The sequence below is a fragment of the Lelliottia wanjuensis genome (assembly GCF_030238365.1).
Taxonomy (GTDB): domain Bacteria; phylum Pseudomonadota; class Gammaproteobacteria; order Enterobacterales; family Enterobacteriaceae; genus Enterobacter; species Enterobacter wanjuensis.
The window spans coordinates 91369-114918 of the sequence record NZ_JASSOT010000068.1; the positions used below are offsets into that span (position 1 = coordinate 91369).

At 56.3% G+C, this 23550-nt stretch carries 22 protein-coding genes; 12 read left to right on the top strand and 10 right to left on the bottom strand.

The annotated features are described in order from the left end of the window. Positions 1–14 precede the first annotated feature (14 nt). Together QQF33_RS20950 and QQF33_RS20955 are read left to right on the top strand one after the other, a co-directional pair. Positions 15–554, top strand: a complete 540-nt coding sequence (locus tag QQF33_RS20950) for a cysteine hydrolase family protein (protein WP_285150964.1) — start codon at positions 15–17, stop codon at positions 552–554. Next, positions 554–1474 carry a GlxA family transcriptional regulator gene (locus QQF33_RS20955; protein WP_285158524.1) on the top strand — a complete coding sequence of 307 codons (921 nt, stop codon included), beginning with the start codon at positions 554–556 and terminating at the stop codon, positions 1472–1474. The genes QQF33_RS20950 and QQF33_RS20955 overlap by 1 nt, the downstream gene beginning before the upstream one ends. Here the strand turns inward: QQF33_RS20955 and QQF33_RS20960 are convergent. Next, positions 1467–2462 carry an acyltransferase gene (locus tag QQF33_RS20960; protein ID WP_282493030.1) on the bottom strand — a complete coding sequence of 332 codons (996 nt, stop codon included), beginning with the start codon at positions 2460–2462 and terminating at the stop codon, positions 1467–1469. The two genes, QQF33_RS20955 and QQF33_RS20960, sit on opposite strands and share 8 nt — an antisense overlap. 183 nt (positions 2463–2645) lie before the next feature. Here QQF33_RS20960 and QQF33_RS20965 point away from each other — a divergent pair, with 183 nt between their 5' ends. The 4 genes from QQF33_RS20965 (at position 2646) to QQF33_RS20980 (ending at position 7906) form a co-directional block, all read left to right on the top strand. Then, the gene (locus tag QQF33_RS20965; protein WP_285150962.1) at positions 2646–2951 is read left to right on the top strand and encodes a YsaB family lipoprotein; all 306 of its coding nucleotides are present in this window, start codon (positions 2646–2648) and stop codon (positions 2949–2951) included. Between the two features lie 115 nt (positions 2952–3066). Next, positions 3067–3978 carry a glycine--tRNA ligase subunit alpha gene (gene glyQ / locus QQF33_RS20970; protein WP_095280253.1) on the top strand — a complete coding sequence of 304 codons (912 nt, stop codon included), beginning with the start codon at positions 3067–3069 and terminating at the stop codon, positions 3976–3978. 9 nt (positions 3979–3987) lie between these two features. Further along, a complete protein-coding gene (glyS, locus tag QQF33_RS20975; protein WP_285150961.1) occupies positions 3988–6057 on the top strand; it encodes a glycine--tRNA ligase subunit beta in 2070 nt (689 codons plus the stop codon). Positions 6058–6286: 229 nt separating this feature from the next. After that, positions 6287–7906, top strand: coding sequence for an ABC-F family ATP-binding cassette domain-containing protein (locus QQF33_RS20980; RefSeq protein ID WP_285150960.1), 1620 nt, complete (start codon positions 6287–6289; stop codon positions 7904–7906). A gap of 47 nt (positions 7907–7953) precedes the next feature. Here the strand turns inward: QQF33_RS20980 and QQF33_RS20985 are convergent, their stop codons facing one another. Beyond that, positions 7954–8235: an HTH-type transcriptional regulator gene (locus tag QQF33_RS20985; protein WP_282493026.1), complete on the bottom strand. Its 282-nt coding sequence runs from the start codon at positions 8233–8235 to the stop codon at positions 7954–7956. 329 nt (positions 8236–8564) lie between these two features. Here QQF33_RS20985 and QQF33_RS20990 point away from each other — a divergent pair, with 329 nt between their 5' ends. Together QQF33_RS20990 and cspE are read left to right on the top strand one after the other, a co-directional pair. After that, positions 8565–9275: a DUF3053 domain-containing protein gene (locus QQF33_RS20990; protein WP_282493025.1), complete on the top strand. Its 711-nt coding sequence runs from the start codon at positions 8565–8567 to the stop codon at positions 9273–9275. Positions 9276–9521: 246 nt separating this feature from the next. Then, positions 9522–9734, top strand: coding sequence for a transcription antiterminator/RNA stability regulator CspE (gene cspE / locus QQF33_RS20995; protein ID WP_006177792.1), 213 nt, complete (start codon positions 9522–9524; stop codon positions 9732–9734). 71 nt (positions 9735–9805) lie between these two features. On the opposite strand, the gene ghrB is transcribed toward cspE, so the two are convergent. From ghrB to QQF33_RS21025, 6 genes are all read right to left on the bottom strand, one after another. Next, positions 9806–10777 carry a glyoxylate/hydroxypyruvate reductase GhrB gene (gene ghrB, locus QQF33_RS21000; RefSeq protein ID WP_285150959.1) on the bottom strand — a complete coding sequence of 324 codons (972 nt, stop codon included), beginning with the start codon at positions 10775–10777 and terminating at the stop codon, positions 9806–9808. Positions 10778–10803: 26 nt separating this feature from the next. Next, positions 10804–12084, bottom strand: a complete 1281-nt coding sequence (locus tag QQF33_RS21005) for an MFS transporter (protein ID WP_285145684.1) — start codon at positions 12082–12084, stop codon at positions 10804–10806. 66 nt (positions 12085–12150) lie between these two features. Beyond that, positions 12151–13089: a sugar kinase gene (locus QQF33_RS21010; RefSeq protein ID WP_285158525.1), complete on the bottom strand. Its 939-nt coding sequence runs from the start codon at positions 13087–13089 to the stop codon at positions 12151–12153. After that, positions 13082–13843, bottom strand: coding sequence for a sugar phosphate isomerase/epimerase family protein (locus QQF33_RS21015; RefSeq protein ID WP_285158526.1), 762 nt, complete (start codon positions 13841–13843; stop codon positions 13082–13084). Before QQF33_RS21015 ends, QQF33_RS21010 begins: the two co-directional genes overlap by 8 nt. A 100-nt stretch (positions 13844–13943) precedes the next feature. Continuing rightward, on the bottom strand, positions 13944–14960 hold the full coding sequence (locus QQF33_RS21020) for a LacI family DNA-binding transcriptional regulator (protein WP_285158527.1): 1017 nt from the start codon (positions 14958–14960) through the stop codon (positions 13944–13946). Between the two features lie 147 nt (positions 14961–15107). Next, positions 15108–15770 (bottom strand): OmpA family lipoprotein, encoded by a 663-nt coding sequence (locus tag QQF33_RS21025; protein ID WP_285143691.1) that lies wholly within the window; start codon positions 15768–15770, stop codon positions 15108–15110. Between the two features lie 168 nt (positions 15771–15938). Between QQF33_RS21025 and QQF33_RS21030 the strand changes: the two genes are divergently transcribed. Next, the gene (locus QQF33_RS21030) at positions 15939–18266 is read left to right on the top strand and encodes a molybdopterin guanine dinucleotide-containing S/N-oxide reductase (RefSeq protein ID WP_390888485.1); all 2328 of its coding nucleotides are present in this window, start codon (positions 15939–15941) and stop codon (positions 18264–18266) included. Here the strand turns inward: QQF33_RS21030 and QQF33_RS21035 are convergent. Beyond that, positions 18235–18675 carry an N-acetyltransferase gene (locus QQF33_RS21035; RefSeq protein ID WP_282493019.1) on the bottom strand — a complete coding sequence of 147 codons (441 nt, stop codon included), beginning with the start codon at positions 18673–18675 and terminating at the stop codon, positions 18235–18237. The two genes, QQF33_RS21030 and QQF33_RS21035, sit on opposite strands and share 32 nt — an antisense overlap. Next, positions 18653–19234 carry a DNA-3-methyladenine glycosylase I gene (gene tag, locus QQF33_RS21040; RefSeq protein WP_285158528.1) on the bottom strand — a complete coding sequence of 194 codons (582 nt, stop codon included), beginning with the start codon at positions 19232–19234 and terminating at the stop codon, positions 18653–18655. The genes QQF33_RS21035 and tag overlap by 23 nt, the downstream gene beginning before the upstream one ends. Before the next feature lie 158 nt (positions 19235–19392). Here tag and QQF33_RS21045 point away from each other — a divergent pair, with 158 nt between their 5' ends. The 3 genes from QQF33_RS21045 to eptB all read left to right on the top strand — a co-directional run bounded on the left by QQF33_RS21045 (position 19393) and on the right by eptB (position 23489). Then, on the top strand, positions 19393–20094 hold the full coding sequence (locus QQF33_RS21045; RefSeq protein WP_285158529.1) for an autotransporter domain-containing protein: 702 nt from the start codon (positions 19393–19395) through the stop codon (positions 20092–20094). Positions 20095–20333: 239 nt separating this feature from the next. Next, the gene (locus tag QQF33_RS21050) at positions 20334–21536 is read left to right on the top strand and encodes an L-lactate MFS transporter (protein WP_282493016.1); all 1203 of its coding nucleotides are present in this window, start codon (positions 20334–20336) and stop codon (positions 21534–21536) included. Between the two features lie 261 nt (positions 21537–21797). Continuing rightward, positions 21798–23489, top strand: a complete 1692-nt coding sequence (eptB, locus tag QQF33_RS21055; RefSeq protein ID WP_285158530.1) for a kdo(2)-lipid A phosphoethanolamine 7''-transferase — start codon at positions 21798–21800, stop codon at positions 23487–23489. Positions 23490–23550: the final 61 nt, after the last annotated feature.

Here is a 23550-nt window from a genome sequence, read left to right on the forward strand (position 1 = left end):
CGAGGAGCATTACCATGTCGCGCACCGCATTAATCAATATCGATACTCAGCAGTCTTTTCATCATCGCGAATACTGGCAGGAAGAGGGATTTCAGGCTTTTCAGCAGGCCATTCTTGGGCTGATTGAGGGCTGTGAATCCCGTGAGATTCCGGTTGTGGATATCTTCCATGTCGACGATAAGGGGCCCTTCTCGCTGGAAAGCGGTTTTGTTACGCCGATGTCCTTTTTACGTCATCAGCCTGCGGTGGTTTTCCACAAGCATGTGCATAACGCCTTTACGGATACGGGCCTTGACCACTGGCTGCGCGAGCGTGATATTAACCATCTGGTCATCTGCGGCCTGCGTACGGAACAGTGCTGCGAAACCACCGCGCGGGTGGCGTCAGATCTCGGCTATGCGGTGACTTTTGTCAGCGAAGCCACCCTGACTTTTCCGATGACCTGGAAGGGCGTCACGCTCAATACCGACGACCTGCGCCATCGCACGGAAACGGTGCTGGCCGGGCGTTTTGCTGAAATCAAAACTGTGGCGGAGACGCTGGAGTCGCTCTGATGAGTATCGACGTCTGGTTTGTGATGTTGCCGGGAGTGCTGGCGCTGGATATGTCCGGCCCGGCAGAAACCTTTGTGCTGGCGGGCGATGCGTTTCGCCTGCACTACATCGGCCCGCAGCCGGACGTTCCCACCTCGATTGGTCTGACGATGGGGGGCATTTCGCCTTTACCTGACACGCTTCCCGACGGCAGTTTGCTGGTTTTACCGGGCGTGAGCGACTCACGTCATCAGTTTTCGACCCCTCAGGCATTAGGCGTTCAGCACTGGCTGATGCGCCTGCAGCCTGCGATTCACCGCCAGGCTATCACCGTGATGTGCGTCTGTTCCGGCGCGCTGCTGGCGGCCAAATCGGGTTTACTCACCGGGAAGCAGTGCACGACCCATCACGATGTGATCACCCGTCTTCGCGACGCAGCGCCAGGGGCGGTAATCAAAGAGAATCGTATTTTTGTGCAGGACGGGAATATCTGGACCAGCGCGGGAATAACTTCTGGAATCGATCTCGCGCTGCACCTGATGAACCGTCTGTGCGGGCCGGAAAAGGCGCTGACGGTCGCGCGGGAAATGGTGGTGTGGTTCCGACGCTCGGGTGACGATCCGCAGCTTTCACCCTGGCTGCGCTATCGCAACCATCTGCATCCGGCGATCCACCGCGCGCAGGATGCGCTCACCGCCGAGCCGCAAAAGGGCTGGCAACTGGCGGATATTGCCGCTCTGGCGCACGTCAGTCCCCGGCATTTAACGCGCTTGTTTCAGGAGCATTTGGGGATCAGCGTGCGCGACTATCTGGAACAGCTGCGGCTGGCGATTGCCCAGCAGTGGCTGCTGCAGGGGCGCGGCGTGGAGCAGGCGTCCATCGCCGCCGGGTTTTCATCCCCACGCCAGTTTCACCGGGCCAAACAGCGCGCAATTAGCTGACAAACCGGCGGGTATCCACGCGCTGTAGCAGCATCGACAGCAACAGGCTGATCAGCAGCGTCGCCGTGAAAATCCAGACAATATCCAGAAGCGGCCAGCTTTTTAGCTCGACACCGCGGGTGCGCAGGGCGTGGATCACCAGCGCGTGAAAACCGTAAATGCCCAGCGAGTGGCGCGAGATGAGCCCCAGGACGGGAAGCGGGCGCGCGTTAAGGGTGTTTTTCACCAGCGTCAGCAGAGAGACGGCACAGATAAAGACCATAGGGCCGCAGTAGACATACCAGGTATCAGCAAAATTTCCGCGCCAGCGCAGCTCGTGCAAGGTCCCGCGAGAGATAACCACCACCGCCGCGATAAACAGAGCGGCGCACAGCCACGTCAGCCAGGTTTTGCGCGTATCCAGCATCCCAATCGCCCGGCCCAGCATCCCGTAAATCACATAGTAAAAGGTATCGCCGCTGATATAGAGGTTGATCGGCAGCCATTCGAAACCGCCAATTTTCTGCGAAACGGTATTGGGGTTGGCGAGCAGGCCAATCACCACCATCAGCGCCAGCAGCATCTTTCCGCCGACGTTTTTCACCTGAATCAGCGGAGAGACCAGATAAATCACGATGATGGCGAAGAAAAACCACAGGTGATAAAACACCGGTTTTTGCAGCAAATACCGTAACGACAGCTCGCCGTTAATCGAGGTAAACAGCGTGATGTAGAGCAGCGCCACGGCGCTATAAAACAGCAGGCACAGGCCGATACGCAGGAAGTGGCGCGGCTGCGCGCTGCGCTCGCCGAAAAACAGATAGCCGGAAATCATGAAAAACAGCGGGACGCTGACGCGCGACGCCGAGTTGAGGATATTGGCAATATCCCAGTTCATCGGGCTGATGCTGTGAGCATTGGTCACATACCAGGTCGTGGTGTGGATCATCACAACCATCAAACAGGCTATCCCTCGCAAATTATCAATCCAGCTAATTTTTGACTGCATCAGTTCCTCTGTTCTGGCGGTAAATACGGTCTGACTGTCATTGTGTGCTAGCCTCTCACTGGATAATTCTGAGTTTATCTGGGCGGGCTTGAACGAAAGTCGCGAGATTCGCAGAATGCCGGGCCATAATCTATAAAGTTTTAATATTAAAAATAACAGCCAGAAAACACGGCGGTAATAAAAATGATGATCACGCGCGCTGCGTCACTGATTCTGCTCGTTTTGCTTACAGGGTGCAGCTCACAGGAAGACGCTCCGGTACAACGGGCGCAGAAAAGCAAAGTCAGCCCGGAACGTTCGTTAAATATGGAGCAGCTGTGTAAGGATCAGGCCGCCCATCGCTATAACACCGGTTCGCAGAAAATTGATGTGACTGGCTTTGAGCAATTTCAGGGCAGCTATGAGATGCGCGGGTTTACGGCGCGTAAAGAGGGCTTTGTCTGCTCTTTTGATGCGGATGGGCAGTTTTTGCATCTCTCCATGCGCTAAGAGCCTTATTTCCCCAATTTTGCCTAAACAAACCCGTTTCGTACTGTATATCTTGCAGTCAGCGGGTATACTGATTCCTTCCATTTAAAACCACACGTATCCAGCACGAAATACTATGCAAAAGTTTGATACCAAGACCTTCCAGGGCCTGATCCTGACATTACAGGATTACTGGGCTCGTCAGGGCTGCACCATTGTTCAACCTTTGGACATGGAAGTTGGCGCCGGCACTTCACACCCGATGACTAGCCTGCGTGCGCTGGGGCCTGAACCTATGGCCACCGCGTATGTGCAACCGTCCCGTCGTCCGACGGATGGCCGCTATGGCGAAAACCCGAACCGCTTACAGCACTATTATCAGTTCCAGGTGGTGATTAAGCCTTCCCCGGACAATATCCAGGAGCTGTACCTTGGTTCCCTGAAAGAGCTGGGCGTGGACCCGACCATCCATGACATCCGCTTCGTGGAAGATAACTGGGAAAACCCAACGCTGGGTGCCTGGGGTCTGGGCTGGGAAGTGTGGCTGAACGGCATGGAAGTGACGCAGTTCACCTACTTCCAGCAGGTTGGCGGTCTTGAGTGTAAGCCGATCACCGGCGAAATCACCTACGGTCTGGAACGTCTGGCCATGTACATTCAGGGCGTAGACAGCGTTTACGACCTGGTCTGGAGCGACGGCCCGCTGGGTAAAACCACCTACGGCGACGTGTTCCATCAGAACGAAGTGGAGCAATCCACCTATAACTTCGAATACGCGGACGTGGACTTCCTGTTCACCTGCTTCGAGCAGTACGAGAAAGAAGCGCAGCAGCTGCTGGCGCTGGAATCTCCGCTGCCGCTGCCAGCCTACGAGCGTATTCTGAAGGCCGCCCATAGCTTCAACCTGCTCGACGCCCGTAAAGCGATCTCCGTGACTGAACGTCAGCGCTATATTTTGCGCATTCGCACGCTGACCAAAGCCGTTGCAGAAGCTTACTACGCGTCCCGTGAAGCCCTTGGCTTCCCGATGTGCAACCGAAATAAATAAGAGGCGGCCATGTCTGAGAATACTTTCCTGGTGGAAATCGGCACCGAAGAGCTGCCACCAAAAGCCCTGCGCAGCCTGGCGGAATCCTTTGCTGCGAACTTTACGGCTGAGCTGGATAACGCTGGCCTGGCACACGGCAACGTCGAGTGGTTTGCCGCTCCGCGCCGTCTGGCGCTGAAAGTTGCGAATCTCGCGGCCTCTCAGCCCGATCGTGAAGTGGAAAAACGCGGCCCGGCGATTGCCCAGGCGTTTGACGCCGAAGGTAAACCGAGCAAAGCCGCAGAAGGCTGGGCTCGTGGCTGCGGGATCACCGTTGACCAGGCCGAGCGTCTGGCGACCGAAAAAGGTGAGTGGCTGCTGTATCGCGCCCATGTGAAAGGCGAAAGCGCAGAAGCGCTGCTGCCAAACATGATCGCCACGTCACTGGCAAAACTGCCGATTCCAAAACTGATGCGCTGGGGCGCAAGCGACGTGCACTTCGTGCGTCCGGTTCACACCGTGACCCTGCTGCTGGGCGATAAGCTGATCCCTGCGACTATCCTGGGTATTCAGTCCGATCGTGTGATTCGCGGCCATCGCTTCATGGGCGAGCCAGAATTCACCATCGACAATGCCGATCAGTACCCGCAGATCCTGCTGGAGCGCGGCAAAGTCATTGCCGATTACGAGCAGCGTAAAGCCAAAATCAAAGCGGACGCGGAAGAAGCGGCGCGCAAAATCGGTGGCAACGCCGATCTGAGCGAAAGTCTGCTGGAAGAAGTGACCTCGCTGGTGGAATGGCCGGTGGTGCTGACCGCCAAATTCGAAGAGAAATTCCTCGCCGTTCCGGCAGAAGCGCTGGTGTACACCATGAAGGGTGACCAGAAGTACTTCCCGGTATACGCAGCGGACGGCAAACTGCTGCCGAACTTTATCTTCGTGGCGAACATTGAATCGAAAGATCCGATCCAGATTATCTCCGGTAACGAGAAAGTGGTTCGTCCACGTCTGGCGGATGCGGAATTCTTCTTTAATAGCGACCGTAAAAAACGTCTGGAAGATCACCTCCCACGCCTGCAAACCGTTCTGTTCCAGCAACAGCTCGGCACGCTGCGTGACAAAACCGATCGTATCGCAGAGCTGTCCGGCTGGATTGCTCGTGAGATTGGTGCGGATGTGAATCACGCGACCCGCGCAGGCCTGCTCTCTAAGTGCGACCTGATGACAAACATGGTTTTCGAGTTTACCGACACCCAGGGCGTGATGGGCATGCACTATGCGCGCCACGATGGCGAAGCGGAAGACGTTGCCGTTGCGCTGAACGAGCAGTATCAGCCGCGCTTTGCGGGTGACGATCTGCCGTCCAACCCGGTGGCTTGTGCTGTGGCGATTGCCGATAAAATGGATACCCTCGCGGGGATCTTCGGTATTGGCCAGCATCCAAAAGGCGACAAAGACCCGTTTGCACTGCGTCGTGCGGCGCTGGGCGTGCTGCGTATCATCGTTGAGAAGAACCTGAATCTGGATCTGCAGACGCTGACCGAAGAAGCGGTGCGTCTGTATGGCGACAAGCTGACCAACGCCAAAGTGGTGGATGACGTTATCGACTTTATGCTGGGCCGTTTCCGCGCCTGGTATCAGGACGAAGGCTACACCGTCGACACTATTCAGGCGGTGCTGGCGCGTCGTCCGACTCGTCCGGCCGATTTCGATGCGCGCATGAAGGCAGTTTCCCACTTCCGTACGCTGGAAGCAGCGTCCGCGCTGGCTGCGGCCAACAAGCGTGTTTCCAATATTCTGGCGAAGTCCGACGAACAGCTGACCGAGCGTGTAAACGCCGCGACGCTGAAAGAGCCGGAAGAGATCGCCCTGGCGATGCAGGTTGTGGTGCTGCGCGACAAGCTGGAGCCGTACTTCGCGGAAGGACGCTATCAGGAAGCGCTGGTGGAACTGGCTGAGCTGCGTGAAGTGATCGACGCCTTCTTCGAGAAAGTGATGGTGAACGTAGAAGACAAAGAGCTGCGTATTAACCGTCTCTCTATGCTCGAAAAACTGCGTGAGCTGTTCCTGCGCGTGGCGGACATTTCGCTCCTGCAGTAATCTGCTTTGCCCGGTTGGGCCTACAGGTTCTGAAACCCGCTTCGGCGGGTTTTTTTATGGCGAAAAAATAACCTTGAAATTCTGGCCTGAGTGCCGTTATCCTTTATCGCGTTAACTTTTCCTTCCTGGAGCGCATCCCGAAAATGAACAAACACGACTGATGAATTTCGATCCTTGCTAAACGCGAACGCGTCGGCAGGGGATGTTTTGATTTCATTCAGGAGTGCTTATGGCTCATTTTGCGCAATCCCCTTCTTTTATTTTGCATCAGGTCACCTGTCAGTTTGCGACGGGCGATACCCTTTTTGGTCCACTGAATTTCTCTCTTGAGCCGTCGCGCTGTGCGCTGGTTGGGCGTAACGGCAGCGGTAAAACGCGCCTTTTACGTTTGCTGGCCGGGCTGGACTCTCCGGCGAGCGGGCATATTGAGCGTCTGGGGACGCACGCGTATGTCGCGCAGCAGCATGATATTTCTGCGCACACGACGCTGGCGGAACTGCTGGGCTACGATCAGATTTTCGCGGCCCGTCGACGCATCGACAGCGGCGATTACCAGCCGGAGGATCTGGAATGTCTCGACGGCTACTGGGACTTAGCGGAACGACTCACCGCGGCGTTTCTCACGGCCCATCTGCCACCTTTTGATCCCGATAAACCCGCGTCAGAGTTCAGCGGCGGAGAACGCGTGCGTGCTTTGCTGTGCGGAGCCTTTACCTCCGGGGCTGACTATCTGCTGCTGGATGAACCGACAAACCACCTCGATCGACCGGGGCGGGAGTGGTTTTACGCCCAGCTGGCGCGCTGGTCTGGCGGAGTGATGGTCGCGTCGCACGATCGTGAGTTACTGGCGCAGGTGCCGCGCATTCTGGAACTCAGCGGTGCCGGGCTGCGCGCGTATGGCGGTAATTATGCGGACTACCAACGCCAGCGGGATGCCGAACAGCAGGCGGCGCGCGCGGCGCTGGAACATGCCGCCACCGAGCGCAAACGCACCCGCGCGCGTATGCATAAAGAGCATGACGCCAGCCAGCGGCGATCCGCGCAAACCCTGCGCACCGTCGATACCCTGAATATCGCCTCGTTTGAGCGGATCAAATATAAGATGGCGGCGAAAGAGCGGCCCGGGACGTGGCGTAAGCAGCATCACGAGCAGAATGATGCTCTGAACGCCGCCGTCAGCCAGGCGCGGGAACGCGTGGAGGAAGACAGCCCCGTGATGTTTACCCTGCCGGGGAGCCGCATCGCCGAGGGCAAGCAGGCGGTGGTGTTGGAGGCGTTGGTTCTGCCGTATGTGAATACGCCGCCTGTTAACTGGCGAATGGACGGGCCGATGCGCGTGGCGCTGCGCGGACCGAACGGCTGCGGAAAATCGACGCTGTTAAAGATAATCCTCGGGAAACAGGAACCTGTTTCCGGCTCGTGCAGCGTATCGGTGACAACCGCGTATCTCGATCAGCATTTATCGCAGCTCGATCTCACGCAGTCGGTGATGACGCATCTCAATTTGCACGACACGCCGCTGGAAGAGGGTGTGCTGCGCAGCCGTCTGGCGCAGCTTCAGCTGGGAGCGGATAAAGTTTCCCTGCCGTTAGGGACGCTGAGCGGCGGTGAACGCCTGAAAGCGGCGCTGGCCTGTGTGCTGTGGCGGGAAGAGGCTGCGCAATTGCTGCTGCTGGATGAGCCGACCAACCATCTGGATTTGGCGTCTGTGCAGGCGATTGAAGCGGCGCTGGCCGATTTCCCCGGCGCGCTGCTGGTGGTGTCGCACGATCAGGTTTTCCTCGATGGGCTTAAACTGACCCATGAACTGGTGTGGACGGAGAAAGGGTGGCGTTGTGAAAGGCTCTAAAATACAAACCCCCGCAGTAGCGGGGGCGGTAACATGAACGTACTTACTTACGGCGTACTGACTGTTGAAGCAACCTGAATCATGCGCATCAGTTTAAGCTCGGTCGTGGAGGGTTTTACACGTTTTGATTCCCACTCATGCACCATGGCCACACTGACGCCCATCTCTCGGGCGAAATCATCAATTTTTAACCCTGTCCCTTTGCGTAATCGCTCAAATTCAGTAAAGGGATTCGTCTTTTGGGACGGGGTGACTGTCTGCGATAAATCTTTAAAAACAATTTGTTCCAGGCTGGTTAACAGCTCAAACATAGGATCTTTAGATTCCATTAAGAACTCCTCTTAAATCACACAGCGGGATCGTGAACATCAGAGAGCCAATTAAGAATAGCCTCAAAAGAGTGCATAAGATCGTCACGTCTGTGACTAATCGTGCGGTAACGATCGACTTATTCGTTTCAGCAGAAGAGTGACTGACCCTAATTGCCTGATTAATCGAAACAGGAGTTGGTTGATATTTTTTTGTAAATCGTAAGAAAAAAAACGGCAATAGCCGTTTTGCATGAAAATAGTATCTTGCCAGCCTGACCTGGACTATCCTTGTCAGCGTCGGGCACGCGTGTGCCGGTGTGCGTTTTTTGGGTGAAAGGAGTATTAAAATGGCGACAGGAAAGTCCTGCTCTCGCTGGTTTGCGCCTATTGCGGCGTTATTGATGGTAGTTAGCCTGAGTGGGTGTTTCGATAAAGAAGGCGATCAGCGTAAAGCGTTTATCGATTTTCTACAAAATACCGTGATGCGCAGTGGCGAGCATCTGCCGACGCTGACTGCGGATCAGAAAAAACAGTTTGGTCCCTTCGTTTCCGATTACGCCATCCTTTATGGTTATTCACAGCAGGTGAATCAGGCGATGGATTCTGGTCTTCGTCCGGTTGTGGACAGCGTAAATGCGATTCGCGTTCCGCAGGACTATATGACTCAGCGCGAGCCGCTGCGCCAGTCTAACGGTGCGCTTGGCGTGCTGAGCCAGCAGCTGCAGAATGCCAAAATGCAGGCCGATGCGGCGCGTTCTGCGCTGAAGCAGGGTGAAGATCTCAAGCCCGTGTTTGATCAGGTGTACGAGAAAGTCGTCACCAAACCATCAGATGCGATGCAGCCGCTGATCCCAGCCGCGCAGATCTTTAGCCAGCAGCTGGTGCAGGTGGGCGATTTTATCTCCCAGCAGGGGACGCAGGTGAGCTTTGTCTCGAACGGCATTCAGTTCCCGACCTCACAGCAAGCCAGCCAGTACAACACGCTGATTGGGCCGCTCGCCTCTCAGCACCAGGCCTTTACGCAGGCCTGGAGCGCGGCTGTCACCGCGACGGAATAAAAGAAAAACCCCGCCTGGTGCGGGGTTTTTTACAGGCTGATAAAAATAATGCTTGTCATTCGTCTACCACATCGGTATAACTATTCCTGTCGGTTTGTTACACAGACCTAAAGCAGTTTAGTTAAGTAGTCCAGATGAGTTATCCAAAGATACCTTCGTAGTGACCCTTCCTTCATCGCTTAAAAATCTGTAACACATTCCATCATCGCGCCGGAAGGCAAAACGTATTTTAAAAAGGTAATTTCTATGTCTGGTAAAATGACTGGTCTGGTAAAATGGTTCAACGCTGATAAAGGCTTCGGCTTCATCACTCCTGACGATGGCTCTAAAGATGTATTCGTACACTTCTCTGCTATCCAGAACGAAGGCTACAAATCTTTGGACGAAGGTCAGAAAGTTTCCTTCACCATCGAAAGCGGCGCTAAAGGCCCAGCAGCTGGTAACGTTGTAAGCCTGTAAGCTTCCAACTCAGCAGCACAAGAATTTAAAAACCCGCCTCTGGCGGGTTTTTTTCGTTTCAGGGTTTGTGATTATTTGACCTGCGGGTTCACGCAGTTCTTCTCAACCTTCCCGTTCAGCGCATCGATCAGATTATCCACCGCCGTGGACGCCATATTGTAGCGCGTCTCATGCGTCGCCGAACCGATGTGCGGCAGGGCAACCACGTTGGGCATCGTCAGCAGCGGCGAATCGACCGGCAGCGGCTCTTGCTCAAATACATCCAGACCGGCCGCGTGGATCTCCCCGTTTTGTAATGCTTCAATCAATGCCTTCTCATCCACCACCGGCCCACGTCCTGCGTTGATGAAAATGGCGGATTTTTTCATTTTCGCGAACTCGGCTTTGCCAATCAGATGATGAGTCTCATCCGTCAGCGGCAGGATCAGGCAGACATAATCCGCTTCCTGTAACAGCGTATCCAGATCGCAGTAACGGCCATTGAAACGCTCTTCGGCTTCTTTGTGCTGACGGCGCGCGTTGTACAGAATCGGCATGTTAAAACCGAAATGCGCGCGCTGGGCCAGCGCCAGGCCGATACGTCCCATGCCGACAATCCCCAGCGTTTTGCCATGAACGTCCACACCAAACCAGTCGGGTCCGATGCTTTTGGTCCATTCGCCCGCTTTCACGCGTTCGGCGACTTCCACCACCCGGCGCGCGGTGCTGAGCACCAGCGCCATCAGCGTATCTGCCACCGTCTCCGTGAGCGCGGTCGGGGTGTGCATCAGCAGAACCTTGCGGGCGTTGAGCGCGTCGACGTCGAAGTTGTCGTACCCGACCGAAATGGTCGAAGTGGCACGAAGCTTCGGCATTTTTTCCAGCAGTGCGCTGTCCACTTTTTCGCTCGAGCCGAGCAGCCCTTCCGCGCTGGCAAAGGCGTCTGCGTGCTGCGCCACGGTCTCCGGGCTCAGGTTCTTCACCTGGGTGACGGCGAAGTGTTCCTCAAGGCGTTTCTGTAGATCGTCGGGCAATGCTTTGTACAAAATGACGGACGGCTTCATGCTAATCTCCGTTGATTTTAAAGGGTTCAGGCGTGACGTGCGCCGGCAGGGATCTGTTGATTATTAGCAGGCTTAACAATCAAAGTAAGCCACACCGAAGCGAAAAGTGCCACCCCCATAAAAATGTACGAGGCCGCCGGGCTGCCGGTTGCGCCGTTCAGATAGCCGACAAACCAGGAGCCAAAGAAGGAACCTAATGCGCCCATGCTGTTGATCAGCGCCATCGCGCCACCGGCCACATTACGCGGCAGCATTTCCGGGATGATGGCAAAGAACGGGCCGTACGGCGCGTACATCGCAGCCCCGGCAATCACCAGCAGCGTGTAAGAGACCCAGAAATGGTTAGCGCCGACGGCCCAGGAGCCGATAAAAGCGAAACCGGCAATCAGCAGCAGCGGCCAGACGAACAGCTTACGGTTTTGCAGCTTATCCGATGCCCACGACACCACAATCATCGCGATGGTCGCCGCCAGATACGGCACCGACGACAGCCAGCCCACTTCCACCATACCGAGATTTTCACCGCCGCTGCGGATAATCGACGGCAGCCACAGCACGAAACCGTACACCCCGATGCTCCACGCGAAATATTGCATGCAGAGCAGGACGACGTTGCGCGAGCGGAACGCCTCGCCGTAGTTACGCACCGCTTTCAGCCCCTGCTGTTCTTTATCCAACTCGGCCTGCAGCGCGGCTTTTTCACTCTCAGACAGCCAGGTCGCCTGCGTCGGTTTGTCTTTTACCAGCACCCACCAGCAGAATGCCCAGATGATCGCCGGGAAGCCTTCGATGATGAACATATGACGCCAGCCGAAGGACTGAATCAGGTAGCCCGATACCACCGACATCCACAACACCGTCACCGGGTTGCCGAGGATCAGGAAAGTATTGGCGCGCGAACGTTCGGATTTGGTAAACCAGTTGCTGATGTAGATCAGCATCGCGGGCATCACGGCGGCTTCAACGACGCCGAGAATAAAGCGAATGGCCGCCAGGGCCGGAATGTTATTGACCATCCCGGTGAGTGACGCGCAGGCTCCCCACAAAATCAGGCAGACAAAAATCAGTTTGCGCACGCTGCGGCGTTCGGCGTAAATCGCGCCGGGGATCTGGAAGAAGAAATACCCGAGGAAGAAGAGGGCACCTAACAGGGAAGAGACGCCTTTGGTGATCCCCAGATCTTCGGTGATCCCCGCGGCGGAAGCGAAACTGAAGTTCGCGCGATCAAGGTACGCCAGGCTGTACGTGATAAACACGATAGGCATGATGTACCACCAGCGTTTGACTGCATTGGTCGATGTGTTCATGGGCTTGCCTCTGTGGTTGAGGTTTATACCGCCGTTGTCTGTAGGGTACACGGTGGCTAATTGTTGTTACTCGGATAATTGTGTTCTTGTGGGCAATCCTTCGCTGTCGCCTTGCACCTGAATGGCCAGCGAGCCGATTTTGTTCCCACGTGCGACGGCCTGTTGCAGCGTTTTCCCTTCCAGTAGGGCGCTAATTACTCCTACTGCGAAACCATCTCCTGCGCCGACGGTATCGACAACGTTGTCGACCCTCACCGCCGCGACGGCACCTTTCTCGCCTTCGGCTGTTTTGAACCAGGCGCCGTCGGCACCGGTTTTCAGCACTACGGCGTCCACGCCGCGCTCGAGATAAAAATCAGCGATCCCTTCCGGGGTTTGCTGCCCGGTGAGGATCATCCCCTCTTTCAGGCCAGGCAGAACCCAGTTCGCCTGGAACGCCAGATGGTTAAGCTTTTCAACCATTTCGGCTTCGCTTTTCCACAGCACCGGGCGCAGGTTTGGATCGAACGAGATCGTTTTGCCCTGAGCTTTCATGGCACTGGCCGCGTGATCGAGCAGGGCATAGGAACTGGCAGACAGCGCTGCTGCGACGCCACTTAAATGCAGATGCCGCGCGGAGGCAAAGTAAGCGGGATGGTAATCCTGCGTTGAGAGATGGCTGGCAGCGGACCCTTTACGGAAGTATTCCACAATGGGATCGGTTCCATTTTCGACTTTAGACTTGAGCTGAAAACCGGTGGCGAAACGGCCATCGAGCGTCACGCCCGCGGCGTCGATACCCTCTTTTTTCAGGGAATCCAGCACAAAGTGGCCGAAACTGTCGTCGCCCACGCGGCTGACCCAGCCGACTTTGAGCCCAAGGCGCGCCAGACCGGTCGCCACGTTCAGCTCGGCGCCCGCGACGCGTTTGATAAATTGTTCGACCGAGCGGAGTTCGCCCGTTTCCGTAGCCACAAACATGGCCATCGCTTCGCCGATGGTGATGACGTCCAGAGAATCAGACATGGCGTGTCTCCTCACGCAGCAGGTTGACGTAATGGCGAGTGACCGCCGCTAAATCGGGCCCTTCCAGCGGAAACTCAATCCCGCGCGGGGCGTCAGCCGGAAGCTGGTCCAGCAGATCCATCCAGCGTGCATCGGCGCGATCCGGTGCGATTGCACGGTAGTGCTGATGATGCGGCACCGCGGCTTTGACGTGGATATAGCTCACCGCCGGGGCCAGATGACGCGCGGCTTCTTCCGGTGATTCACCGACCCAGAGCCAGTTTCCGGTATCAAACGTGAGCGTGACCGGCAGTTCCATCACCCGGCAGGCCGCCTTGAAGCGCTGCATCGGCGCGAGCTGGCCGCAGTCGGTTTGATCGTTTTCCACTACCAGCGCCATGCCGCTCTCATCGAGCAACTCTCGCAGTGCTTCCAGGGGCTGCTTATCGCGGAAATGGCCCAGCGAGACTTTCAGCCACAGGGCATTGAGGGTGCTGGCTTCTTGCAGATAGCGCGGCAGATCCGGGTTGAGCGTGCCGTCTGGCATCAAAAGAGGCGCGGGGGCGGAGTAACAGGCGAACAAACCGAGCAGTTCGATGGATTGCGCGAGTGTGGGGAGAGACTGTAACTCTTCTTCGCTGAACAGTTCCCGGCGGATCTCGACGCCATCGGCACCGCCCGAGGCTATAACCGGCAGCATGGCCCGCTGGCCGCCTGCCTGACGGACCTGATCCGCGCCATACGCGGCGGTGACGACGATGATTTTCCTGCCCATTGGCTGACTCCCATTCATAGCTGATAGGTATTACGCTAGATGGAACCGGTTCCAAAGAAAAGGTCAGGATGTTGAATTTATGATCGTCATCACGAAGGGGTTAACGCGAGGTGGAGCCGCGTACGATCAACTCGCCGGAGAAAACTTGCTCGCGTACGGTGTCGGTCATGCCTTCAATGCGGCGTACCACCTGCTCGACGGCGGCATAGCCGATCTGCCAGGTAGGCTGTTTGAGGGTGGTTATACCGACGCCTGCCAGTTCGGCCCATTCGAGTTCATCGAAGCCGAGCAGGCCGATATCGCTGCCCCAGTTCAGGCCAATGCGTTTGAGGGCGCGGGCCACCTGCAGCGTGAGCGCGCCGTTGGCGGAAATCACCGCTTTGCGCATCCCGCGATGGCGGGTGTGGAACTGGCGCAGGGTGTTATCCATTTGGTCGGCTTCGTGCAGGGGGATTTCGGCATTTTCGGCAATCACGCCGGGATAACGCGCCAGCGTAGCGCGAAATGCGCTCAGACGGTCGCGACGGGTGTTGACCATCCCCAGCGGTTCGCTCATGAACAAAATCGCTTCGAAGCCTTGTTCGATCAGGTGTTCCGTTGCCGTGGTGGCGGCCTGGGTGTTATCCAGCCCGACCACGTCGCACGCGAATTCCGGGATTTTGCGATCGATGAGCACCATCGGCAGGGACGACTGTTGCAGGCGGTTAAGCCCCTCTTCGCGCATTCCGACGGCGTTGACCACAATGCCTTCCACCTGGTAGCTGCGCAGCAGATCGAGATAGTGCAGCTCCTGGTTGACTTCGTTGTTGGTGTTACACACCAGCGGAGTGAAGCCTTTTTCGCGACACGCGGCTTCGATGCCGCTCAGGACGTTGACGGAGTAAGGGTTGGTGATATCGGCGATGATCAAGCCGATCAGGCGGGTACGACCATGCTTCAGGCCGCGAGCCATCAGGCTGGGACGATAGTCGAGTTCGGCGATGGCTTGCTCAATACGAGCCAGCAGCGCGTCGGAAAGCAGATGTTTCTCGCCGTTGAGGTAGCGGGAAATACTGGTTTTACCGGTTTTGGCGGCTTTCGCCACGTCGCTGATAGTGGGCCGTGCTGATTTGCTCATCGCTGATTACCTTAGGATTAGTGAGAACACCTTAGCGGGAAAATCAGCGATGGCAAGCGCTTCATGCCGGATGGCGCTGCGCTTATCCGGCCTACAAAATCCCCGAACGTAGGCCGGGTAAGGCGCAGCCGCCACCCGGCAACAAGGTTACTGCACAGGACTCAAGGTGATCTCAACGCGACGGTTCTGCGCTTTGCCTTCTGCCGTGCTGTTGCTGGCGATTGGGTTCGCCGGGCCCATGCCATTGGTGCGGATACGGGTTGCCGCAACGCCCTGGGTGATCAGCGAGCTGGCGACGGAGTCTGCGCGCTGCTGAGACAGACGCATGTTCAGATCCTGGCTGCCGGTGCTGTCGGTGTAGCCCGTCACGTTTACTGCGGTTTTATTATACTCTTTGAGCACCATCGCCACGCCGGTCAGGGTGTTGGCACCCGCCGGTTTCAGCGTCGCGCTGCTGCTGTCAAAGGTCACGTTGTTCGGCATGTTCAGGATGATATTGTCGCCACTTCGCGTCACGCTCACGCCCGTTCCCTGCATTTTGTCGCGCAGTTTCGCTTCCTGCACGTCCATGTAATATCCCACGCCGCCGCCCAGGGCTGCGCCCGCTGCGGCACCAATCAGTGCGCCTTTACCGCGATCTTTCTTCGAGGAAGAGAGTGCGCCAACGCCTGCGCCGACTAATGAGCCAATACCCGCGCCGATGCCGGATTTGCCCGCTTCACGTTCGCCGGTGTAAGGGTTGGTTGTGCAGCCAGAAACCGCCAGCGCGCCGCTGACCAGAGCCGCAATGACAAGTACGCGTTTATTCATCTTATTTCCTTAATCCTTTTTATTCTTTGCCACGAAGCGCGTGGCGGTTGATTATGACGCCCAGAGACGCAGAAAATTCCAGGGCTAACTCTGAAATTTGTGTCCAAATCTTAAATAGCCTCAAAGAAGGCCGTCACACCTGCAACAGACAAACCCAGGAGCGAACGCTTGACCACTTCAATAAAAACGATTCTGACCGCCGCCCACTGGGGCCCGATGCTGGTTGAAACCGATGGCGAGAATGTCCTCTCCTCGCGCGGAGCGCTGCCGACGCAGCACCCGAATTCGTTACAAACCGTGGTGCGCGATCAGGTGCACAGCAAAACGCGCGTACGCTGGCCAATGGTGCGTAAGGGCTTTCTGGCGTCGCCCGATAATCCACAGGGGACGCGCGGGCAGGATGAATTTGTTCGGGTGAGCTGGGACGATGCGCTGGCGATTATCCACACCCAGCACAAACGTATCCGTGAGACCCACGGCCCGGCGTCGATTTTCGCAGGCTCTTACGGCTGGCGTTCGAACGGCGTGCTGCACAAAGCGGCGACGCTCCTGCAGCGCTACATGAGTCTGGCGGGCGGCTATACCGGGCATCTCGGTGACTACTCGACGGGCGCGGCACAGGCGATCATGCCCTACGTTGTCGGCGGAAATGAAGTGTATCAGCAGCAAACCAGCTGGCCGCTGGTGCTGGAGCATACGGACGTGGTGGTGCTGTGGAGTGCCAATCCGCTCAACACCCTTAAGATTGCGTGGAACGCTTCGGATGAGCAGGGCATCGGCTATTTTGATGCGTTGCGTAAAAGTGGCAAACGTCTGATTTGTATTGACCCGATGCGCTCGGAAACCGTCGATTTCTTCGGCGACAGCGTCGAATGGCTGGCCCCGCATATGGGAACCGACGTGGCGATGATGCTGGGTATCGCACATACGCTGGTGGAAAACGGCTGGCACGACGAAGAGTTCCTCAGTCGTTGCACCACGGGCTATGACCATTTCGCCGATTACCTGACGGGCAAAACCGACGGGATCGCCAAAACCGCCGAGTGGGCGGCCGACATTTGCGGCATAGAGGCGGCGAAACTCCGCGAACTGGCGGCACTGTTCCACACAAACACCACCATGCTGATGTCCGGCTGGGGGATGCAGCGCCAGCAGTTCGGCGAGCAGAAACACTGGATGCTGGTGACGCTGGCGGCGATGCTGGGCCAGATCGGTACGCCGGGCGGCGGCTTTGGTTTGTCGTATCACTTTGCCAACGGCGGGAACCCGACGCGCCGCGCCGCGGTGCTGGCCTCGATGCAGGGCTCCGTCAAAGACGGCACAGATGCCGTGGATAAAATCCCGGTAGCGCGCATCGTCGAAGCGCTGGAAAACCCCGGCGGTTTTTATCAGCACAACGGCCAGGATCGCCATTTCCCGGATATCCGTTTTGTCTGGTGGGCGGGCGGTGCGAACTTTACCCATCATCAGGATACTAATCGTCTGATCCGCGCCTGGCAGAAGCCGGAGCTGGTGGTGATTTCCGAATGCTTCTGGACGGCGGCGGCCAAACACGCCGATATCGTCCTGCCAGCGACCACCTCGTTCGAGCGTAACGATCTCACCATGACCGGCGACTACAGCAATCAGCACATGGTGCCGATGAAACGTGTGGTTGCGCCGCGCGATGAAGCGCGGGATGACTTTGAGGTGTTTGCGGAACTGAGCGAGCGCTGGGAAGAGGGCGGACGAGAGCGTTTCACTGAAGGCAAATCCGATCTCGACTGGCTGGAGACGTTTTACCAGATCGCCGAAGAGCGCGGTGCGCCTCAGGGCGTGACCTTGCCGCCGTTTGCCCGGTTCTGGGAAGCGAACGAGATGATCGAAATGCCGGAGAGCGAGCAGAACGCGCAGTTTGTCCGTTTCGCCGATTTCCGCCGCGACCCGCAAAGCCATCCGCTGAAAACCGAAAGCGGCAAAATTGTGATCACCTCGCAGCGCATTGCCAGCTTTAACTATGCCGACTGTCCACCGCATCCGATGTGGCTTGAGCCGGACGAGTGGCACGGTAATGCGCAGCCGAAACAGCTGCAGGTGCTCTCGGCCCATCCGGCGCATCGTCTGCACAGCCAGCTCAACTATTCGTCGCTGCGTGAAACTTATGCCGTGGCGGGACGTGAGCCGATCACCTTACATGCGGAAGACGCGAAGGCGCGCGGGATTGTTGACGGTGACGTGGTGCGGGTCTGGAACGCGCGCGGTCAAGTGCTGGCGGGCGCGGTGGTGAGCGAAGGGATTAAGCCCGGCGTGATCTGCATTCACCAGGGCGCCTGGCCGGATCTGGATCTGACGGAAGGTGGGATCTGCAAAAACGGCGCGGTGAACGTGCTCACCAAAGATCTCCCCAGCTCGAAGCTGGGGAATGGCTGCGCAGGGAACACGGCGCTGGCCTGGGTCGAGAAATATCAGGGGCCCGAGCTGACGCTTACGGCGTTTGATCCGCCTGCCAGCTCATGATCCACGTCGGGTGTTGAGTCTCTTCCTGCCAGGCGCTGTCTTCAATGCGAAAACCCTGAGCATGGTAGAAATTCACCGCCCGACTGTTCTTCTGGTAAACCTCCAGGCTGAGATACGGGTAGTGCTGCTGCACATGGTGGATCAGCGCGTGGCCGATCCCCTTGCCCATATGCGCGGTGGCGACAAACAGCGCGCCGATAAACTGCGACTGCATGACGCTGATAAACCCGCGCACTTCGTCTTCCTCTTCCCACACCCAGGTTTCAGCGGAAGGAAGATAGGCGTCGCGCACCAGCGTCTCGCTCTCTATCCAGTATTGCGGGTCGATAAACGGGTGCGCGTCGGTGGTGCTTTCAAGCCATAAACTGAGCAGCGGCGCGGTGTTTTCACTTTGCCATTTGCGGATCATGTTGGCCTCCAGGGTGGCAGAAACAGCCCGTGATGTGATCGTTCACCAGGCCGCAGGCTTGCATGAAAGAGTAGCAAATCGTGGTGCCAACAAATTTGAAGCCGCGCTTTTTCAGTGCTTTAGACAGGGCATCGGAGGCGGGTGTCGACGTCGGGATTTCACCCATTGTCGCGGCCTGGGTGATAATTGGCGTGTTGTCGACAAACGACCAGACAAACTCACAGAACGGCTCGCCGTTTTCGGCCATCGCCAGATACGCTTTGGCGTTGCCAATGATGGCCTGAATTTTACCGCGATGACGAATGATTCCGGCGTCGAGTACCAGCCTTTCGACATCTTCTTCGGTCATGGCCGCCACCGCAACGGGATCAAAATGGTGGAAGGCTTTGCGGTAGTTTTCCCGTTTCTTCAGTACCGTGATCCACGATAAACCCGCCTGCTGCCCCTCCAGACAGATCATCTCAAAGAGCTTTTGACCGTCGGTCTCCGGCACGCCCCATTCTTTATCGTGATAGTCGATATAGAGCTGATCCTGGCTTACCCATCCGCAACGTTGCATTGGTTTTCATCCTTAATGATTTTAACCCGTAAAAAAATCAACCTGGCTGGCTTGACGTGTGTCTTAAAAAGACAATATTTAATTAAGGGCTTTGCCCTCATACCTCTCTCTAACAATGACAAATATCGCCGAATTCGGCTCTTTCTGGAGTCGCTTTGATGATGATAAAAATAATCAGTGGTCGCCATGCCTTTACTGGCCTGGCGGGAATACCTGTCTGTTTGTTTTTTTGTAGCACAGCATACGCCTGGCAACAGGAATATATCGTTTCGGACGCGCAAAATAATACGACCGAACGCTATACATGGGACGCCGATCACCAACCGCGTTATGAGGATATTCTCGCGGAGCGGATCCGTTCTGCCCAGAATGGTCCGGGTGTGGCGTTGAATTCGCCGGAAAATTATCCTGCCGAATCCGCCAGTACCATGAGTCTGAGCGTCAATATTCCGGTGACGAACAATGTGACCACCGGGCCCGTCGCCGAATGGCATTACGACGCTTCGTTGCCAATGATTTACAACGAGTTTGGGGATAACGGCAGTAAGGCGTTAACCGATCCGCTCTGGCATGCCAGCGTGAGCACCCTTGGCTGGCGGGTGGACACGCGCGTGGGCGGTCTCCGACCCTGGGCGCAGATCAGCTATAACCAGCAGTTTGGCGATAATCAGTGGAAGTCCCAGTCCGGGATGAGTCGTCTGCCTGCCTCGATGCAGTACGATAACTGGATGGATGTCACCGTGGGGGCCGACGTGCTGCTTTACCCGCATATGGCGGCGTATGCATCGTTATCCCAGGCCGATAGCACCATGACCGGGGCTGATTATCTTTATACGCTGGGTGTAAGCGCGAGATTTTAATTTTGTTACTGAAATCAACCTGACGATAACATCTTAAATACAATGACGGCCGGGCTTGTAGCGATAGCAGGCACTAACAAAAGGCGTTTCGCGCTTCCCGGCAAGGTCATTCATTCCAGAATCCAGGCATTTCATTCCGTCTCTACTGCATTTCATGCCGTTTTCCCCCTGCTAATTTGAGGTTTTGTTTATCGTTGTCTGCAGCGAATTCCCTTAATTTCTCTTGCAGGACAACTGCCATGAACACATCAACTTACAACCGCACTCGTTGGCTGACCCTCTTTGGCACCATCGTGACGCAATTTGCGTTGGGATCGGTGTATACCTGGAGCCTGTTTAACAGCGCGCTCTCCGACAAACTCGGCGCACCGGTGAGTCAGGTCGCGTTCTCCTTCGGCCTGCTGAGCCTCGGGCTGGCGTTGTCCTCCTCCGTCGCCGGGAAATTGCAGGAGCGTTTTGGCGTGAAGCGCGTCACCATGGCCTCTGGCATTCTGTTAGGTGTCGGCTTCTTCCTGACAGCGCACTCCAGCAACCTGATGATGCTCTGGCTGAGTGCCGGTGTGCTGGTCGGTCTGGCGGACGGCGCGGGTTATCTGCTGACCCTGTCGAACTGCGTAAAGTGGTTCCCGGAGCGTAAAGGCTTGATCTCAGCCTTTTCTATTGGCTCTTATGGCCTGGGCAGCCTCGGGTTTAAATTTATCGACTCCCATCTGCTGACCTCCGTGGGCCTGGAAAAGACCTTCATGATCTGGGGCGCTATCGTGCTGGTGATGATTCTGTTCGGCGCGACCCTGATGAAAGATGCCCCGCAGCAGGAAGTCAAAACCGTTAACGGCGTGGTGGAAAACGACTTCACCCTGGCCCAGTCCATGCGTCAGCCGCAGTACTGGATGCTGGCGGTGATGTTCCTGACCGCGTGCATGAGCGGCCTGTATGTGATTGGCGTGGCGAAAGATATTGCACAAGGGATGGTGAAACTGGATGCGCTGACAGCGGCGAATGCGGTGACGGTGATTTCCATCGCGAACCTCTCCGGTCGTCTGGTGCTGGGTATTCTCTCCGACAAAATCGCCCGTATCCGTGTGATTACGCTCGGGCAAGTGGTTTCTCTGGTCGGGATGGCGGCCCTGCTGTTTGCCCCGCTGAACGAGATGACCTTCTTCGCGGCGATTGCCTGTGTAGCCTTTAACTTTGGCGGCACCATTACCGTCTTCCCGTCGCTGGTGAGCGAGTTCTTTGGCCTGAATAATCTGGCGAAGAATTACGGGGTGATTTATTTAGGTTTTGGTATCGGCAGCATCTGCGGGTCGCTGATTGCCTCGCTGTTCGGCGGCTTCTATGTCACCTTCTGCGTAATCTTCGCGCTGCTGATTATCTCTCTGGCGCTCTCCACCACCATTCGCCAGCCGCAGCGTGAAGTCTTTAACGAAGCACATGCCTGATGAATGATTGAAAAGGCTGGAGTTTCCGGCCTTTTTTTCACTGCCTTAACGTCCGTTTTTTGACCCACTCTGTTATCGAACTTGATTTTTTGTAAATATCTACTGCAATCACACTCTCTGCTGCCACTTTTCCCCTTCTCTGTGGTCTACTTACCACGCTTTAGACGTTTCTGATAACGATCCCCTGAGCGAATATCTACTCTGTTCACTTTTGCAGTCAAAAGTGAATGTCGTGACTGTCCCTTTTTCCGGGTAGCTTGCATGAAATATATTAAATCGATGACTCAACAAAAGCTGAGTTTTTTGCTGGCGTTGTACATCGGCCTGTTTATGAATGGCGCTGTTTTTTTCCGTCGGTTTGACGGATACGCGCAGGATTTTACCGTCTGGAAAGGAATCGCCGCGGTTGTTGAATTGGCCGGTACTGTTCTGGTCACTTTTTTCTTATTACGTCTGCTCTCTCTGTTTGGTCGCCGCATCTGGCGCGTTCTGGCTTCGCTGGTGGTGCTCTGTTCGGCGGGTGCCAGTTATTACATGACATTTATGAACGTGGTTATTGGCTACGGCATTATTGCCTCAGTCATGACGACGGATATCGATCTCTCAAAAGAAGTCGTCGGTCTGCACTTCATCCTGTGGCTGGTGGGCGTGAGCGCGCTGCCGCTGCTGCTGATCTGGAGCAACCGCTGCCGCTATACCTTGCTGCGTCAGATGCGCACGCCGGGGCAGCGTATCAGAAGCGTGGCGATTGTGCTGCTGGCCGGGCTGATGGTCTGGGGCCCGATTCGTCTGCTTGAAGTGAAGCAGAAGAATGACGAACGTACCTCTGGCGTGGATTTGCCAAGTTACGGTGGCGTAGTCGCCAACTCCTATCTGCCTTCTAACTGGATTTCCGCGCTGGGCTTATATGCCTGGGCGCAGGTGGATGAGTCCTCGGATAATAAATCCTTGCGGAATCCGGCAAAGGAGTTCACCTACGAAGCCCCGAAAGATATCGACGATACCTATGTGGTCTTTATCATCGGTGAAACGACGCGCTGGGATCACATGGGGATTCTGGGCTACGATCGTGACACCACACCGAAACTGGCGCAGGAGAAAAACCTGGTCGCCTATAGAGGTTATTCCTGTGATACAGCGACCAAGCTGTCGCTGCGGTGTATGTTTGTGCGCGAGGGTGGGGCGGATGATAACCCGCAGCGAACCCTGAAAGAGCAGAACGTCTTCTCGGTGCTGCATCAGCTTGGGTTCAGTGCCGATCTCTATGCGATGCAGAGCGAGATGTGGTTCTACAGCAACACCATGGCGCAGAACATTGCCTATCGTGAGCAGATCGGTGCCGAGCCGCGTAACCGCGGTAAGAGCGTCGACGATATGCTGTTGATCGACGAGATGAAGGGTTCTCTGAGCAACAATCAGGATGGTAAACACATGATCATCCTGCATACCAAAGGCTCGCACTTCAACTACACCCAGCGTTATCCGCGCAGCTTTGCCAAATGGACGCCGGAGTGCGTGGGCGTGGATAAGGATTGCACCAAAGAGCAGCTGATTAACTCGTACGATAACTCGGTGATGTATGTGGATCACTTTATCGAGAGCGTGATTGACCAGGTGCGCGACAAGAAGGCGATTGTTTTCTATGCCGCCGACCACGGTGAATCGATCAACGATTTTGAGCACCTGCACGGTACGCCGCGCAAAATGGCGCCACCGGAGCAGTTCCGCGTGCCGATGATGGTCTGGATGTCGGATAAGTATCTGGAGAACCCGGATAAAGAGAAGATGTTCCAGCAGCTGAAAAAAGAAGCCGCGATGAAGGTACCTCGCCGTCACGTTGAGCTGTACGACACCATTATGGGTTGCCTCGGCTATACCTCGCCAGACGGCGGGATTAACGAGAATAACAACTGGTGTCACATCCCTGAGGGCGCGTCAAAAGCCGCTAAGTAACCGAGCTGGCGAGTTTCTCGCCAGTCGAATGGCTTTTTGCAGATAAGGGATTGACGGGGGC

Excerpts from the sequence above, each read along its gene's own strand:
- QQF33_RS20960 (WP_282493030.1), bottom strand. The coding sequence starts at position 2,462 with ATGCAGTCAAAAATTAGCTGGATTGATAATTTGCGAGGGATAGCCTGT.
- QQF33_RS21010 (WP_285158525.1), bottom strand. The coding sequence starts at position 13,089 with ATGTCTGATTCTCTGGACGTCATCACCATCGGCGAAGCGATGGCCATG.
- QQF33_RS21005 (WP_285145684.1), bottom strand. The coding sequence starts at position 12,084 with ATGAACACATCGACCAATGCAGTCAAACGCTGGTGGTACATCATGCCT.
- QQF33_RS21015 (WP_285158526.1), bottom strand. The coding sequence starts at position 13,843 with ATGGGCAGGAAAATCATCGTCGTCACCGCCGCGTATGGCGCGGATCAG.
- QQF33_RS21025 (WP_285143691.1), bottom strand. The coding sequence starts at position 15,770 with ATGAATAAACGCGTACTTGTCATTGCGGCTCTGGTCAGCGGCGCGCTG.
- cspE (WP_006177792.1), top strand. The coding sequence starts at position 9,522 with ATGTCTGGTAAAATGACTGGTCTGGTAAAATGGTTCAACGCTGATAAA.
- QQF33_RS21035 (WP_282493019.1), bottom strand. The coding sequence starts at position 18,675 with ATGATCCGCAAATGGCAAAGTGAAAACACCGCGCCGCTGCTCAGTTTA.
- QQF33_RS20990 (WP_282493025.1), top strand. The coding sequence starts at position 8,565 with ATGGCGACAGGAAAGTCCTGCTCTCGCTGGTTTGCGCCTATTGCGGCG.
- glyS (WP_285150961.1), top strand. The coding sequence starts at position 3,988 with ATGTCTGAGAATACTTTCCTGGTGGAAATCGGCACCGAAGAGCTGCCA.
- QQF33_RS20985 (WP_282493026.1), bottom strand. The coding sequence starts at position 8,235 with ATGGAATCTAAAGATCCTATGTTTGAGCTGTTAACCAGCCTGGAACAA.
- glyQ (WP_095280253.1), top strand. The coding sequence starts at position 3,067 with ATGCAAAAGTTTGATACCAAGACCTTCCAGGGCCTGATCCTGACATTA.
- ghrB (WP_285150959.1), bottom strand. The coding sequence starts at position 10,777 with ATGAAGCCGTCCGTCATTTTGTACAAAGCATTGCCCGACGATCTACAG.
- eptB (WP_285158530.1), top strand. The coding sequence starts at position 21,798 with ATGAAATATATTAAATCGATGACTCAACAAAAGCTGAGTTTTTTGCTG.
- QQF33_RS20965 (WP_285150962.1), top strand. The coding sequence starts at position 2,646 with ATGATGATCACGCGCGCTGCGTCACTGATTCTGCTCGTTTTGCTTACA.
- QQF33_RS21020 (WP_285158527.1), bottom strand. The coding sequence starts at position 14,960 with ATGAGCAAATCAGCACGGCCCACTATCAGCGACGTGGCGAAAGCCGCC.
- QQF33_RS20980 (WP_285150960.1), top strand. The coding sequence starts at position 6,287 with ATGGCTCATTTTGCGCAATCCCCTTCTTTTATTTTGCATCAGGTCACC.
- QQF33_RS20955 (WP_285158524.1), top strand. The coding sequence starts at position 554 with ATGAGTATCGACGTCTGGTTTGTGATGTTGCCGGGAGTGCTGGCGCTG.
- QQF33_RS21045 (WP_285158529.1), top strand. The coding sequence starts at position 19,393 with ATGATGATAAAAATAATCAGTGGTCGCCATGCCTTTACTGGCCTGGCG.
- tag (WP_285158528.1), bottom strand. The coding sequence starts at position 19,234 with ATGCAACGTTGCGGATGGGTAAGCCAGGATCAGCTCTATATCGACTAT.
- QQF33_RS20950 (WP_285150964.1), top strand. The coding sequence starts at position 15 with ATGTCGCGCACCGCATTAATCAATATCGATACTCAGCAGTCTTTTCAT.
- QQF33_RS21050 (WP_282493016.1), top strand. The coding sequence starts at position 20,334 with ATGAACACATCAACTTACAACCGCACTCGTTGGCTGACCCTCTTTGGC.